The organism is Tsukamurella sp. 8F (assembly GCF_029167375.1).
In the GTDB taxonomy this organism is placed as follows: Bacteria; Actinomycetota; Actinomycetes; order Mycobacteriales; family Mycobacteriaceae; genus Tsukamurella.
This window is the reverse complement of record NZ_JARFTP010000001.1, coordinates 13,466-27,455: the sequence shown is the minus strand read 5'-3', so window position 1 is coordinate 27,455 and position 13,990 is coordinate 13,466. Positions and strand designations below refer to the sequence as shown.

At 68.2% G+C, this 13,990-nt stretch carries 14 protein-coding genes; 8 read left to right on the top strand and 6 right to left on the bottom strand.

Annotated elements, in window-relative coordinates:
• The first annotated feature begins 14 nt into the window (after window positions 1-14).
• From P0W64_RS00130 to P0W64_RS00115, 4 genes are all read left to right on the top strand, one after another.
• Complete coding sequence (locus tag P0W64_RS00130; RefSeq protein WP_275478018.1) at window positions 15-518, top strand: MarR family transcriptional regulator; 504 nt, start codon at window positions 15-17, stop codon at window positions 516-518.
• An 80-nt stretch (window positions 519-598) separates the two neighbouring features.
• Window positions 599-1,534 carry a PAC2 family protein gene (locus P0W64_RS00125; protein ID WP_275478017.1) on the top strand — a complete coding sequence of 312 codons (936 nt, stop codon included), beginning with the start codon at window positions 599-601 and terminating at the stop codon, window positions 1,532-1,534.
• A gap of 23 nt (window positions 1,535-1,557) precedes the next feature.
• On the top strand, window positions 1,558-2,544 hold the full coding sequence (locus P0W64_RS00120; RefSeq protein ID WP_275478016.1) for an alpha/beta hydrolase: 987 nt from the start codon (window positions 1,558-1,560) through the stop codon (window positions 2,542-2,544).
• A 92-nt stretch (window positions 2,545-2,636) separates the two neighbouring features.
• Window positions 2,637-5,132 carry a DEAD/DEAH box helicase gene (locus P0W64_RS00115; RefSeq protein ID WP_275478015.1) on the top strand — a complete coding sequence of 832 codons (2,496 nt, stop codon included), beginning with the start codon at window positions 2,637-2,639 and terminating at the stop codon, window positions 5,130-5,132.
• Window positions 5,133-5,141: 9 nt separating this feature from the next.
• Here P0W64_RS00115 and P0W64_RS00110 read toward each other — a convergent pair whose 3' ends face one another.
• Window positions 5,142-5,540: a DUF5997 family protein gene (locus tag P0W64_RS00110; protein ID WP_275478014.1), complete on the bottom strand. Its 399-nt coding sequence runs from the start codon at window positions 5,538-5,540 to the stop codon at window positions 5,142-5,144.
• Window positions 5,541-5,573: 33 nt separating this feature from the next.
• Here P0W64_RS00110 and P0W64_RS00105 point away from each other — a divergent pair, with 33 nt between their 5' ends.
• Window positions 5,574-6,284 carry a LysR substrate-binding domain-containing protein gene (locus P0W64_RS00105; RefSeq protein ID WP_275478013.1) on the top strand — a complete coding sequence of 237 codons (711 nt, stop codon included), beginning with the start codon at window positions 5,574-5,576 and terminating at the stop codon, window positions 6,282-6,284.
• Window positions 6,285-6,382: 98 nt separating this feature from the next.
• Here P0W64_RS00105 and P0W64_RS00100 read toward each other — a convergent pair whose 3' ends face one another.
• Entirely contained in the window at window positions 6,383-7,300 is a 918-nt protein-coding gene (locus P0W64_RS00100) for a hydrogen peroxide-inducible genes activator (protein WP_275478012.1), read from the bottom strand.
• A gap of 136 nt (window positions 7,301-7,436) precedes the next feature.
• Between P0W64_RS00100 and P0W64_RS00095 the strand changes: the two genes are divergently transcribed.
• The 3 genes from P0W64_RS00095 (at window position 7,437) to P0W64_RS22525 (ending at window position 9,887) form a co-directional block, all read left to right on the top strand.
• The gene (locus P0W64_RS00095) at window positions 7,437-8,024 is read left to right on the top strand and encodes a peroxiredoxin (protein WP_275478011.1); all 588 of its coding nucleotides are present in this window, start codon (window positions 7,437-7,439) and stop codon (window positions 8,022-8,024) included.
• A 3-nt stretch (window positions 8,025-8,027) separates the two neighbouring features.
• Window positions 8,028-8,567 (top strand): carboxymuconolactone decarboxylase family protein, encoded by a 540-nt coding sequence (locus tag P0W64_RS00090; protein ID WP_275478010.1) that lies wholly within the window; start codon window positions 8,028-8,030, stop codon window positions 8,565-8,567.
• A gap of 111 nt (window positions 8,568-8,678) precedes the next feature.
• The gene (locus tag P0W64_RS22525) at window positions 8,679-9,887 is read left to right on the top strand and encodes a TerD family protein (protein WP_343232826.1); all 1,209 of its coding nucleotides are present in this window, start codon (window positions 8,679-8,681) and stop codon (window positions 9,885-9,887) included.
• 12 nt (window positions 9,888-9,899) lie between these two features.
• Here P0W64_RS22525 and P0W64_RS00075 read toward each other — a convergent pair whose 3' ends face one another.
• The 4 genes from P0W64_RS00075 to P0W64_RS00060 all read right to left on the bottom strand — a co-directional run bounded on the left by P0W64_RS00075 (window position 9,900) and on the right by P0W64_RS00060 (window position 13,889).
• Window positions 9,900-10,763, bottom strand: coding sequence for an RNA polymerase sigma-70 factor (locus P0W64_RS00075; RefSeq protein ID WP_275478009.1), 864 nt, complete (start codon window positions 10,761-10,763; stop codon window positions 9,900-9,902).
• A gap of 1 nt (window position 10,764) precedes the next feature.
• Complete coding sequence (locus tag P0W64_RS00070) at window positions 10,765-11,802, bottom strand: FAD-dependent oxidoreductase (RefSeq protein ID WP_275478008.1); 1,038 nt, start codon at window positions 11,800-11,802, stop codon at window positions 10,765-10,767.
• Between the two features lie 93 nt (window positions 11,803-11,895).
• Window positions 11,896-13,518 (bottom strand): cation acetate symporter, encoded by a 1,623-nt coding sequence (locus P0W64_RS00065; RefSeq protein ID WP_275478007.1) that lies wholly within the window; start codon window positions 13,516-13,518, stop codon window positions 11,896-11,898.
• Complete coding sequence (locus P0W64_RS00060) at window positions 13,515-13,889, bottom strand: DUF485 domain-containing protein (RefSeq protein ID WP_275478006.1); 375 nt, start codon at window positions 13,887-13,889, stop codon at window positions 13,515-13,517. Before P0W64_RS00060 ends, P0W64_RS00065 begins: the two co-directional genes overlap by 4 nt.
• Between the last annotated feature and the right edge of the window lie 101 nt (window positions 13,890-13,990).

The following is a 13,990-nucleotide window of genomic DNA, read 5'->3' as shown; positions in this document are numbered from 1 at the left end:
CTATCCTCCCCCTGATGGAGGACCTCCGCGAGACGCTCGTGCACCTGCTGCGCGAGGTCGCGCTGTCATTCGACGCCGCCATGACGGATTTCGGCCGGCGACACCGCCTAGGGCCCCGCGACGTACGGGCGCTCGTCCTGCTCCTCGACGCGGAGCGCGCCGGCACAGTCGCCACCCCTGGATGGCTCGCTCCCCGGCTGGGCGTCAACTCCGCGTCGTGCACGGCGCTCGTCGATCGTCTCGTCGCCGCCGGACACGTGGCACGCACGCCGCTCGACACGGACCGGCGCAAGGTCGCGCTGGGCGTGACCGCGGACGCCCGCGCGCTCGGCGAGAGCTTCTTCGACCCCGTCCTCGCCCCCGTGCGCGCCGCTGCGCGCGGCCTCTCGGAGCAGGAGGCCCGCGCCGTCACGGACTTCCTGGCCGCATGCGCGCCCGGATCACGGCGCCACGACGTCGCCCCGCCCGCCCGATCTGTTCGCTCTGGGCGCACAACGCCGCGTCGCGGGAATCGGTAGCGTGGGGCGTCTGTTCCAATGGGTGAGTAGGGAGCATGAGAGCCTCACGGGCACGCTCTCAATCAGCTGAGGAGGACGACGTGGACGAGCAGTCGCACATCTACGAACTGGAGTTCCCGGCACCGGCGGTGTCCGACCAGGACGGCAACGGCCCGGTACTCATCCACGCCCTGGACGGCTTCGCGGACGCGGGGCATGCGGTACGGATGCTGGCCGAGCACATGAGAGAGAACCTGACGGCGGAGCTCGTGGCGTCGTTCGACGCGGACGAACTGATCGACTACCGGTCGCGCCGCCCCACCATGACATTCGACGACAACCGCTTCGTCTCCGCCGACACGCCGGAGCTCAACCTGTACGCGGTCAAAGACAGCACCGGTCGGCCGTTCCTGCTGTTGTCGGGCGCAGAACCAGATCTCAAATGGGAGGCCTTCGTGAACGCCGTGGGAGGGCTCGCGGAGCGCTTCGGCGTGCGGCGCGTGGTCGGCCTGCACTCGGTGCCGATGGCGGTTCCGCATACCCGGCCGCTCACGGTCAGCGGGCACGGCAACACCCCCGCCCTGCTGACCGACGTGCGCACGTGGGACACGAAGATGAAGATGCCGGGCAGTGCCTCGGCACTGCTCGAGGTGCGGCTGGGAGACAGGGGCTACGAGACTCTCGGCCTCGCGGTGCATGTGCCCCACTACCTGGCGCAGAACGGGTACCCGGACGCGGCACTCGCACTGTCGGCAGCGCTGCGGCGCACCGTCGGCCTCCAGGTTCCGGACGGCGAACTGCCCACCGAGGCGTCCGACCTTCGCAAGCAGATCGACGAGCAGGTGGCGTCCAGCAGCGAGGTGTCGGCCGTCGTGTCCGCACTCGAGACGCAGTACGACGAGTACGTGCACGCGGGTGAACCCAAGGAACTGCTCATAGCCGAGGGCGAGACCATCCCGACCGGCGACGACCTCGCGAGCGAGTTCGAGAAGTTCCTCGCTCAGCAGGCGGAGGACGAGGATCCGGGAGAGGATTAGGCCCTACCGACAGGGAGGTACCGATGCCGTCATCGCTCACCTCCCTGCGCTTCGCCCATGTGCACGGCTATAGGCGTGCGTTCCGCATCGGCGGAAGCGGCCCGGCGCTCCTGCTGTTGCACGGTGTGTCGGACAACTCGTTGGTGTGGGAGCCGCTGCTGGACCCGCTCGCCCGGCGGTACACCGTCATCGCGCCGGACCTACTGGGGCACGGCCTCTCGGACCGCCCGCGCGCCGATTACTCGATCTCCGCGTTCGCCAACGGGATGCGGGACCTGCTGACGTACCTCGGAATAGATCGCGTGACCGTGGTCGGTCACTCATTGGGCGGCGGCGTCGCGGGGCAGTTCGCCTACCAGTTCCCGGAGACCGTCGAACGGCTGGTCTATGTGAGCACCGGCGGTGTCAGTCGCGACGTCTCCCCTGTCCTGCGCGCCTTGACCCTGCCCTTCGCCGAGACACTGCTGACGTCGTTGGCTGTCCCGGGTGTCCTACCCGCCGCGCGCCTCGCGCTCGCCGGCCTCGCCCAGGTGCCGCTGCCGGCCTTCCGCGACAGCGCCGAGCTCGTACGCGTCCTGGAACGGATGCCGGAGCGCGGATCGCCCGCGGCGTTCGGGCGGACTCTACGTTCCGTCGTCGACTCCCGCGGCCAGGTGGTGACGATGCTGGACCGCATCTACCTCACGGCCGACATCCCCACGCTCATCGTGTGGGGCACGGCCGACAGTGTGATTCCCGTGGCGCATGCCGAGATGCTCCACGGCGCGACCGCAGGCTCGGAACTAGAGCTCTTCGACGGTGCCGGACACTTCCCGTTCCGCGAACAGCCCGAGCGCTTCCTCGCGCTGCTAACCGACTTCGTGGACCGGACGGTGCCGGCGCGAGTCACCACCGCCGATCTCAGGGAGATGCTGCGACGCGGCATAACCGAGGCCGACATCACCGGCGACGACGGCACGCGGCTCGCGGTGCTCGAAGAACTGGGCAGTGCGGAGCGGTCGGCGACCTGAGGCGTACGGTTGCGGCCCTATGCCGCGAGGAAGCGCACCCGCCGGCCCGGGAGCTGACAGGCTCTGTGCACCTACCGGTAGCCTCGGTGGACGTGAACCTCGCCGACCTGGTGCCCACCTCCCGCGACCCCGACGCAGTCTTCGACGCGTTCGAGGCGTGGGTATCGGGGCGTGGCATCAGCCTGTACCCCGCGCAGGAGGAGGCGCTGCTCGAGGTGGTATCGGGCAACAACGTCATCGTCGCGACGCCCACGGGCTCCGGTAAGTCGATGGTCGCACTGGGCGCGCACTTCGCAGCCCTCGCAGCGGGTCTCCGCACCTACTACACCGCGCCGATCAAGGCGCTGGTGAGCGAGAAGTTCTTCGACCTGTGCGCGGTCTTCGGCTCCGAGAACGTGGGCATGGTGACGGGTGACGCGACAGTCAACGGCGACGCACCCATCGTTTGCGCGACCGCGGAGATCGTCGCGAACCTCGCACTCCGCCAGGGCGCGGACTCCGACATCGGCCAGGTGGTCATGGACGAGTTCCACTACTACAGCGAGCCGGATCGCGGCTGGGCTTGGCAGGTTCCGCTACTGGAGCTCCCACGCGCGCAGTTCGTCTTGATGTCGGCGACGCTCGGCGACACGTCGTTCTTCGAGAAGGACCTCACGCGCCGCACCGGCCGCGAGACGGTGCTCGTATCGGGGGCGGAACGCCCTGTACCGCTCCACTTCTCGTACTCGACAGATCCCGTCCACGAGACGATCGAGGAACTCGTGAAGACGCATCAGGCTCCGGTGTACGTGGTGCACTTCACGCAGGCCGCCGCCGCCGAGCGCGCGCAGGCGCTCACATCGGTGCCGCTGTGCACGCGCGAGGAGAAGGACCAGATCGCCCGCGCCATAGGCGATTTCCAGTTCACCACCGGATTCGGCAAGACTCTCTCACGCCTGGTGCGGAACGGGATCGGGGTGCATCACGCGGGGATGCTCCCCCGATACCGACGGCTCGTCGAGAAGCTGACGCAGGCGGGGCTGCTGAAGGTCGTGTGCGGCACCGATACCCTCGGGGTGGGCATCAACGTGCCGATCCGCACCGTATATCTCACGGGGCTGACCAAGTACGACGGAACTCGCACCCGGCACCTGCGGGCGCGCGAGTTCCATCAGATCGCCGGGCGGGCGGGCCGCGCAGGGTACGACACCGTCGGTACCGTGGTCGTGGCTGCGCCCGAGCACGAGATCGAGAACGCTCGGCTGGAGGCGAAGGCGGCCGGGGACCCTAAGAAACTCAAGAAGATCCAGCGGAAGAAGCCACCCGAGGGTTACGTCTCGTGGGGGCGCGGCACGTTCGACCGCCTCATCGCGGCATCACCCGAGCCGCTCGTCTCCCGGTTCACCGTGACGAACTCCATGCTGCTCAACGTGATCGCGCGACCCCAGAACTGTTTCGACTCGATGCGCCACCTGCTCGAGGAGAACCATGACACACGGCCGAATCAGTTGCGGCACATACGCACTGCGATCTCGCTGTTCCGCGGCCTCGAGAGTGGCGGTGTCATCGAGCGCCTATCCGAGCCCGACGAGTTCGGCCGCCACGCACGGCTCACCGTCGAGTTGCAGCCGGACTTCGCCCTGAATCAGCCGCTCGCGCCGTTCGCGCTCGCGGCATTGGAGCTACTCGACGAGGACTCCCCCGAGTACCCACTCGATGTGATCTCCGTGATCGAGGCGGTCCTCGACGACCCGCGCCCCGTCCTACGCGCACAGGAGAACGCCGCGCGCGGCGAGGCGGTGGCACGTATGAAGGCCGACGGCATCGATTACGACGAACGGATGACGCTCCTCGAGGAGGTCACCTACCCGAAACCGTTGGCGGACATGATCTACCCCGCCTACGAGACGTACCGCGCGGGCCATCCCTGGGTGTCTCAGTTCTCGCCGTCGCCGAAGTCGATCGTGCGCGAGATGATCGAGCGGGCCATGACGTTCTCCGAGTTCGTGTCCAAGTATCAGCTGGCCCGATCCGAGGGGGCGGTCCTGCGCTACCTGTCGGACGCCTACCGGACGCTGCGTCACACGGTCCCCGAAGCAGCCGGTACCCAGGAGCTCGACGACTACATCGCGTGGCTCGGCGCCCTCATCCGGTACATCGACAGCTCCCTCGTGGACGAGTGGGAGGAGATGACCTCCCCGGACCCCGTTGCGGCGCACGCGACCGCACCGGAGTCGGGACGGTCGCAGTCGATCGTCGCCGACGAGCGTGCGTTCGCGGTCATGGTGCGCAACGCCATGTTCCGGCGTGTGCAGCTGGTCGCCGATGAGGAGTACGACCTGCTCGACGAGATGGACGAGGGAGTCGACTGGTACGCCGCGTTCGACGGCTACTACGAGGAGTACGACGATATCGAGACCGGCGCGGACGCCCGCGGACCGCAACTGTTCTCGCTCGACACGTCGATGCCGCGCGCGTGGCGCGTCCGTCAGACCATCGCCGACCCCGACGGCGACCATGGCTGGGCCATCACGGCCACCGTGGACGTGCCCGGTTCCGCAGACAAGGGTGAGGTGGTCCTCGCCGATGTGGCGGTGGTGGCAGGCTGAGGCTCGGGATCAGTCCTCGAGTGCCCCGCGGCGCCGCTGCTCGGCGTGTAGGGACTTGACGCGCCGCTCGTCACGCAGGGTCTCCTGGTAGGTCGCGCGCTCGGCCACGAGCCACTCCGGCTCCTCGGCGACGACCGCCTCGATCTCCTCCGTGGTCAGAGCCTCCCCGACCCCGCCCCGCTGCAGACCCGAGATCGAGACGCCGAGCTTGGCGGCGACGAGGTTCTTGGGATGCGGGCCGTTCTTACGCAGCTCGCGCAACCATGCCGGCGGATCCTCCTGCAACGCAGCCAGTTCCGCGCGAGTGATCGAGTTCTCCCGAAACTCCGCCGGGGTGGCCGGCAGGTAGACGTCCAACTTCTTCGCCGCGGTCGCGGGCTTCATCGACTGGGAGTCCTGCCTGTTCATGGCTTCCAGGGTATCCGGCGATACGCTTGTGAGGTGACCTCGCCCCGGACCTTCCGCCTCGCGTACGTGCCCGGCGTGACGCCGGCGAAATGGGTGCGCATCTGGAGTGAACGGCGACCCGACGTGCCCCTCGAGCTCGTCGCGTGCGCCGCAGCCGAGGCGACCTCGATGCTCAGCGATCGCCGTGCGGACGCGGCCGTATTGCGCCTCCCAGTCGGCCCCGGCGACGCCGGCTACCTACACACCGTCACTCTGTACGCAGAGGCGACCGTTGCCGTCGTTCCCAAGGACCACGTCATCACGGCCGCCGATGAGATCACTGCCGCCGACCTCGCCGACGAGCAGGTCGTGACGCCGCGCGACGACACGCTCGCATGGCCGGTCGGTGAGCCCGTGTCGCATCGACCGGACAGCACTCCCGACGCACTCGAGCTGGTCGCCGCCGGCGTCGGGCTGGTGGTCGTCCCACAGTCCCTCGCGCGGATGTACCACCGTCGCGACCTGACGTACCGGCCAGTCAAAGACGCACCGTCCTCAACAGTCGCCCTCGCATGGCCACGTCAGACGGAGTCCGAACTGGTCGACGAGTTCGTCGGCATCGTCCGCGGTCGAACGGCGAACTCCTCACGTGGACAGGACGGCCCGCAGCCGAAACGCACGGCGCGCGAGAAGACCCTCGCGAAGCAGGCTGCCCGCGCCGCCGCGGGCAAGACACCTCCGACGCGCGCGCGGCGGCGCCGTTAGCAGGCGGTCGGCGCAGATTCGAGCCGCCCCACGGCCCCGCACTCCTCCGACGGGAGGAGCGGACCGGACGCAACCGTCGAGATCGCGGGTCCACCAGCTCACGCCCTCGATGCGGCCCTGCGCGCGATCTCCGCCAGCAGGGCGAATCCATCCGCCTTCGCGCTGGACGAGCGATACACCAGGCCGATCTTCCGACCTGGCACCGGGGCCGCGAAACGCGCAGTGGCGAGCGCTGTTCCGCGCAATTCGACGGCAACGGCGGGCTCCGGGAGGAGCGTGACGCCCAGGCCGCCGGCGACGCACTGCACAATCGTCGCGAGCGACGCCGCGCGAGTGTCGCCGAGTACGTCGGGGGTCGCGCCGGACCGGCGACAGAGATCGAGCGCCTGATCGCGCAGGCAGTGCCCCTCGTCGAGTAGGAGCAGCGGCAGGGCTGCCAGATCGTCCGGGGTCAGGTCGTCGCGACCGGCGAGTGCGTGCCCGGCGGGGACCACTAGCGTGAAATCCTCGTCGTAGAGCGGGAGTTCTACGACACCGGAGCTCAGCGCCGGCAGGGCCATCACGGCGGCGTCGATGCGGCCGCCGCGCAGCTGATCCAGGAGCCTGGCCGTTTGATCTTCGACGACCGTCACCGAAAGGTCCGGGATCCGGTCCCGGAGCGCGGGTAGCAGTGCTGGTAGGCGGTAGGGAGCGACCGTCGGGATCAGGCCCAGACGCAGCGTGCCGCGGAGTTCGCCCGAGAGGCCCTCCGCCGAGGACACCAGGGCCTGCGCGGAGGCGACGATAGCCGCCGCCTGCTCGAGCAGGGCCGTCCCCGCCTCCGTGATCAGCACCTTTCGCGTGCTGCGTTCGACGAGCTGCACGCCGAGCCCGGATTCCAAGGAGGACAACGCCTGCGACAGCGTCGGCTGGCTCACGCCCAGGCGTTCGGCAGCGGCCGAGAAGTGGTGCGTTCGTGCCACAGCAACGAATGCACGGAGCTGTGCCAGGGTCGGCTGATAAGACTGATCGGACATTCCTATGAGTCTAGTGGGATCCATCACGATCCTTTGCTTTCTGGACTCGTTCCAGGCAGGATCGTTCACGACGCAACCACCGCCGCCGCACCGCCACAGCGGACCGGGCGGCGCCCCCCAGTAAGAAGGAGTCATCTTGCCTCTCTTGACTATCGGCGATCAGTTCCCCGAGTTCGAGCTCACCGCGGTGATCGGTGGCGACCTCTCCAAGGTCGACGCGCAGCAGCCCGACGACTACTTCACGACCGTCTCCTCGAACGACTTCGCCGACAAGTGGAAGATCGTCTTCTTCTGGCCGAAGGACTTCACCTTCGTGTGTCCCACCGAGATCGCCGCCTTCGGCAAGCTCAACGAGGAGTTCGCGGACCGCGACGCGCAGGTGCTCGGTGCCTCGGTCGACAACGAGTTCGTGCACTTCCAGTGGCGCGCACAGCACGAGGACCTCAAGACCCTCCCCTTCCCGATGCTGTCGGACCTCAAGCGTGAGCTTTCCACGGCCACTGGCGTTCTCAACGCCGACGGTGTCGCGGACCGCGCCACCTTCATCATCGACCCGACGGGCGAGATCCAGTTCGTGTCCGTCACCGCCGGCTCCGTGGGCCGCAATGTCGACGAGGTCCTGCGTGTCCTCGACGCACTGCAGTCGGACGAGCTGTGCGCCTGCAACTGGCGCAAGGGCGATCCGACCATCGACGCCGGTGAGCTGCTGAAGGAGAGCGTCTAAACCATGTCGATCGACAACCTGAAGAACTCCGTCCCGGAGTTCGCGAAGGATCTCAAGCTCAACCTGAGCTCGCTGGCACGCTCGACCGAGCTCAACGAGCAGCAGCTGTGGGGCACGTTCCTCGCTGCCGCCGCCGCGACCCGCAACGCCACCGTGCTGCGCGAGGTCGCGGAGGAGGCTGGCGACACGCTCTCCGCCGAGGCCTACCAGGCCGCGCTGGCCGCCGCGTCGATCATGGGCATGAACAACGTCGCGTACCGCGCCAAGGGTTTCTTGGGCTCGGACTACGCGCAGGTCCGCGTCGGGCTGCGGATGAATGTCATCGGCAACCCCGGCGTCGACAAGGCCGACTTCGAGCTGTGGAGCCTCGCGGTCTCCACCATCAACGGCTGCGAGCACTGCGTCGGTGCCCACGACGACGTCGTCCGCAAGGCGGGGCTGACCAAGGAGCAGGTGTGGGAAGCCGTCAAGGTCGCCGCCACGCTGCAGGGTGTCGCCCAGGCTCTCACCGCCGCCGAGACGCTGGACTCCGTCGACGCGTAATCCGCGTCCGCGAGATCCGAATCCGACTGCGCCCGTCCCATATCCGGGGCGGGCGCAGTCGTGTCCGGACAAGTCGCAGCGAGGCTGCGCCGAGTCGTGCACCATCTAGACATGACCTCACTCACGCGCGGACAGAACACACTGCTGCCGTCGACCACGTTCGGTGTCCGGGTCGACGGGGTGACGCCCGGTCATGTAGACCTATTGGTCTTCCAAGTGACCGCCGACGGCCGCGTCCGCACCGACGCCGACCTCGTGTTCTTCAATCAGCCCGCGTCAGCGGAGGGCGCGGTGCGACTCGTCGGCCCCGGCGACGTGGCCGTCGACCTCACGCGCGTGCCACCAGGGATAGAGACGCTGCGCCTGGCCGCCTCCCTCGACGACGGTGTGCCCGGCACGCTGGCACAGATTCCTGGGCTGGCGGTCACAGTGGACGGAATCGATTGCCCTGCGATCGGTCTCACTACCGAACGTGCAGCCGTGCTTGCCGAGATCTATCTCCGAGGCGGCGCATGGAAGGTACGGAACGTCTCCGCCGGCTGGGACACGGGGCTCACCGCACTCGTGACGGAGCACGGAGTCACCGTGGACGGCGCCGCGGCGCCGGCACCACCCGCAGCGCCCGCGCCGCCCGCACCTGTCCGACCGGCCCCGTCTGTGCCCGCGGCAACGTCTGTGCCCGCGGCAACGCCCCCACCACCACCGGTACACACCTCCCCACCCGTATCGCTCAGCAAGATCACCCTCACGAAGGACCGTCCGACGGTGTCGCTCGACAAGCGAGCCTCCGGCGGCGGTCTCATGCGTGTGAACCTGAACTGGACCCAGGGCAGACGCGGGATGTTCGGCGGAGGCTCCGCGGTCGACCTCGACCTGGCGTGCCTGTACCAGCTCCGGGGCGGCGACAAGGGGATCGTTCAGGCACTGGGCAATTCCTTCGGCGATGTCCGCCGGCCGCCGTACGTCGCCCTCGACGGCGACGACCGCTCGGGCAGCGTGTCGGGCGGCGAGAACCTGCACATCAATCTGGACCACTTGGACGAGATCGCGCGAATCCTGATCTTCGCGTACATCTACCAAGGCGCACCGAACTGGGCCGCTGCAGACGGCGTGGTCACCCTGTATCCGCCTGCCGGTCCGGAGATCGAGGTACGCCTCGACTCTCCGGACCGTAAGGCACGGTCATGCGCGATCGCGATGCTGACCAACGACCGCGGTCGACTCACCGTCGACCGCGAGGTCCGCTACATCCAGGGGACGCAGTCCGAGGTCGACGCCGCATACGGCTGGGGCCTGCGTTGGAAGGCCGGCCGCAAGTAGACCGTGCCCGGCTCAATGCCGGAGCGCGGCCAGCTTCTCCGGGTTGCGCACGGTGTAGATACCGGTGACCTGGCCATCGCGGACCTCGATGCACGTGACGTTGTCGAGTTCGCCGTCGAGCGTGACCACCCACGCCGGCATGCCGTTGTAGACGCCGAACGACATACCGACCTCGCCTAGTCTCGCACCCTTGGTGAACAAGCCGTGCACCAAGCGACCCACCTTGGCGGACCCGTGCACCGGCCGGGCTCCCGCAGAGACGACACCACCGCCGTCGCCGAGGTACACGACATCGGGCGCGAGCAGATCCATGAGCTCCTGCAGCTCGCCCGTCGCGATAGCGGCGAAGAAGCGCTCGGCGACCGTGCGCGCCTCCTCGGGCCGGGCGACGGCAGTCTGTCGCCGAGCGTGCACATGCGCCCTGGCGCGATGCGCGATCTGCCGAACCGCGGCCTCCGACTTCTCCACCGCCCGAGCGATCTCCGGATAGCCGAACTCGAACACCTCGCGCAGTACGAAGACCGCACGCTCGGTGGGCGAAAGCGTCTCGAGCACCAGCAGCATGGCGGTGGTCACCGCCTCACCGGTCAGGACGTGCTCGGCGCCGTCGGCCGACGTGTCCAGCGGCTCGGGCAACCACGGCCCGACGTAGTCCTCGCGCCGCCGAGACGCGCTGCGGAGTGAGTTGAGAGCCTGCCGGGTGACGATCCTCGCGAGGTACGCGCGCGGGTTCTGCACCGTGTCAGGGTCCACCGCCCGCCAACGCAGATAGCTCTCCTGCACGACGTCCTCGGCATCGGCGACACTACCCAGGATCTCGTAGGCGATCGAGAACAGTAGCGGCCGGTACTCGCTGAAAACGTCGTCGGAGTCCATCTCACGCCCTCCCCAAGGTCGGCACCGGCAACCCCTTGCGCGCCGCGACCAGAACGCCTCGGCAGACCAGTTCCTTACTCACGACGGCCGGGCGGCCCCACAGCCATTGCCGCCGCGGTGTGTCGTCGGGATGGCACAGCTGCAGCACCGCCGCCTGCCTGCCGAGCGAGACGCACTGCCCTGCATAGCCGATCGCGAAAGGCTCGAGCTCGCGTCCTGCTGCGATACGCGCGAGATTCCCGGCCGCATGCGAGCCGGCCGGCATAGCCGTCGCGCACGCGAGCCTTGCCTTCGGCACCGCGGCCGCATCGCCGACGGCGAACACCCTCGGGTCGCTCACGCTCCGGAGGTACGGGTCGACGATCGCGCGTCCCGCCTCGTCCACTGCGAGGCCGCTGGCCTCGGCCAGACCGGACACCGTCGACGCTATCGCCCATAGGACCAGGTCCGCGCCGTCCGGAGAGTACCGGCCGACCTCCACCTGCACGCCGAGGTCGTCGAGAACGTCGAGGATCCGCTGCCGCGCGGCCGGCCCCACTGACGGCGCGATCTCATCGCTCACGAGCCGCACCGCCAGACCGGGACGCGCCTCGGCCACCTCGGCCGCGGTCTCGACACCTGTCAGGCCTCCGCCGACGACGGTGACGCGGGCTCCATCAGGTAAGGCCGCCAGCGCGGCGCGCGCCTCGTCGGCCGACTCGAGCTCGCCCACCGCCACGGTGCCCGACGGTGCCCGCACCGCACCGCCGGCCGCATACAGCAGATAGTCGTGCCCCACGACGTCCCCATCCGCCAGCGAGACGGAGCCGTCGCCGATCTTGTCCACGCTGCCGATTCGCAACGCGACCGACGGCGCGAGCATCCGCCGTAGCGGCACCGTCGCATCGTCGTTGCCCGCAATCCTCTGGTGCAGGCGCACCCGATGAACGAAGTCCGCACGCGGATTCACTACCGTCACCTGTGCCGACGGGGCCTGCCGCGCCAGCCGGTTGGCCGCGATCGTGCCCGCGTATCCCGCTCCCACCACTGTGATCCTCATATCCGCCTCCTGCGGTCGCTCGTGGATCGGTCTGTCGCACATGGGACACCGGCCGGGTGCGCGCTGTGACAGGGGCTCCGCCGTGGGGCTCTTTCAGTGCTCGATTGCCTTCTCCACCCCGACGCCGGTGAGGGAGCGGACCTCCATCTCGACGGCACGATCACGCAGGTCGTCAGGCCTGCCCAGGAGGGTCCCGACGATTCCGAGCGCGAACGCCAGCGGGATCGATACGATGCCGGGATTGCTGAGTGGGAACCAGGCGAAATCGACGCTCGGGAACATCGACGTCTTCGAGCCGGAGACGGCCGGCGAGAAGACGATCAGACCGATCGTGGCGATGAGGCCGCCGTACATCGAGCTCAGGGCGCCCGCGGTGTTGAATCGCGGCCAGAAGAGCGAGAACAGGATGGTCGGGAGGTTCGCCGAGGCCGCCACAGCGAACGCGAGCGCCACGAGGAACGCAATGTTCTGCCCCAGCACTCCGATGCCGAGCACGATCGCGACGATCCCGATCACCACGACGGTGATGCGCGAGACCCGCACCTGCGCCTCGGCACTCGCCCGGCCATGCTTGATCACGCCGTTGTAGATGTCATGCGCAAAGCTCGCAGACGCCGTGATCGCCAGCCCGGCAACGACCGCGAGGATCGTGGCGAATGCCACTGCCGACACGACTCCCATCAGGATCTCGCCACCGAGCACGAACGCGAGCATCGGCGCTGCCGAGTTCTCCTTGCCGGGTGCTGCGCCGATCACGTCCGGTCCCACGAAAGCAGCAGCACCGTAACCTAAGACGAGGGTGAACAGGTAGAAGGCACCGATCAGGCCGATCGCCCACGTGACCGACCTTCGCGCCTCGCGCGCGGTGGGCACGGTGTAGAACCGCATCAGCACATGCGGCAGCCCGGCGGTACCGAGCACCAGCGCGAGACCGAGGGACAGGAAGTCCAGCTTCGTGGTCTCCGTCTTCCCGTACTTGAGCCCGGGTTCGATCATCTTCTCCCCCGATCTACTGCCATCGATGGCCTTCTGCAGCAGCTCCGAGAAATTGCCGCGGACCGCGGTCAGGACGAGCACACACATGACCAGCGTGCCCAGGATCAGCAGCACGGCCTTGACCATCTGGACGTACGTGGTCCCCTTCATCCCACCGATCAACACATAGACGATCATCAGTACACCCACGACGGCGACCACGGCCGCCTGCCCGAAGTCCCCGTTCACGTTGAGCAGCAGCGCCACCAGTCCACCCGCACCCGCCATCTGCGCTATCAGATAGAACAGCGACACCGCCAGCGTCGCGAGCGCGGCCGCCATGCGCACCGGGCGCTGACGCAGGCGGAAACTCAACACGTCGGCCATCGTGAATCTGCCCGTATTGCGCAACCTTTCGGCGACCAGGAGGAGCGCGACCAGCCACGCGACGAGGAAGCCGATCGAGTAGAGGAACCCGTCGTACCCGGCGACCGCGATGGCCCCGCAGATACCGAGGAAGCTCGCCGCCGAGAGATAGTCACCCGCGATGGCGAACCCGTTCTGCGGGCCCGAGAACGCCGAGCCGCCCGTGTAGAAATCCGTGGCCTTGGTAGTGGTCCGGCTCGCCTTGATCACCAACCCCAGGGTGATCGCGATGAAGACAAGGAATATACCGATGTTCAGGCCGGGAGAACCGACCTTCTGCCCCACATCCAGTGTGCCCAGCGCATAGCCGCTCATGCCGGGCGCCCCTCGGCGGCCGCACTTCCCGGGTCTGCTCCGCCGCCGCGGGCGAGATCAGCCTCCACCGCCTCACGGATCGCCCTGGCACGCGGGTCTACAACGCGGTTGGCGAATCGCACGTACCACCAGGTGATGCCGAACGTGGTGACGAACTGGCCGAGCCCGATGAGCAACCCGACGTTGATGTTGCCCCACACCTTGATCGACATGAACCCCACGGCGTACGTCGCGAGCAGGACGTACACCAGGTACCAGGCCAGGAAACCCGCGGATACCGGCAGTACGAAGCGCTTCAGCCGGCGCCGCAGGTCACGGAATTCGGCGCTGTCGTACGCCCGCTCGTACGCCGCCGTCTGCTGTTCGTTCACGCCGGTAGTGTGACACGGACCACTGACAGGTTTGACCCGTTTCCGGCCGATAAGACCGCTGTCGCACGATCACGGTCGCATGTGACCCGGCGATGGGCCGG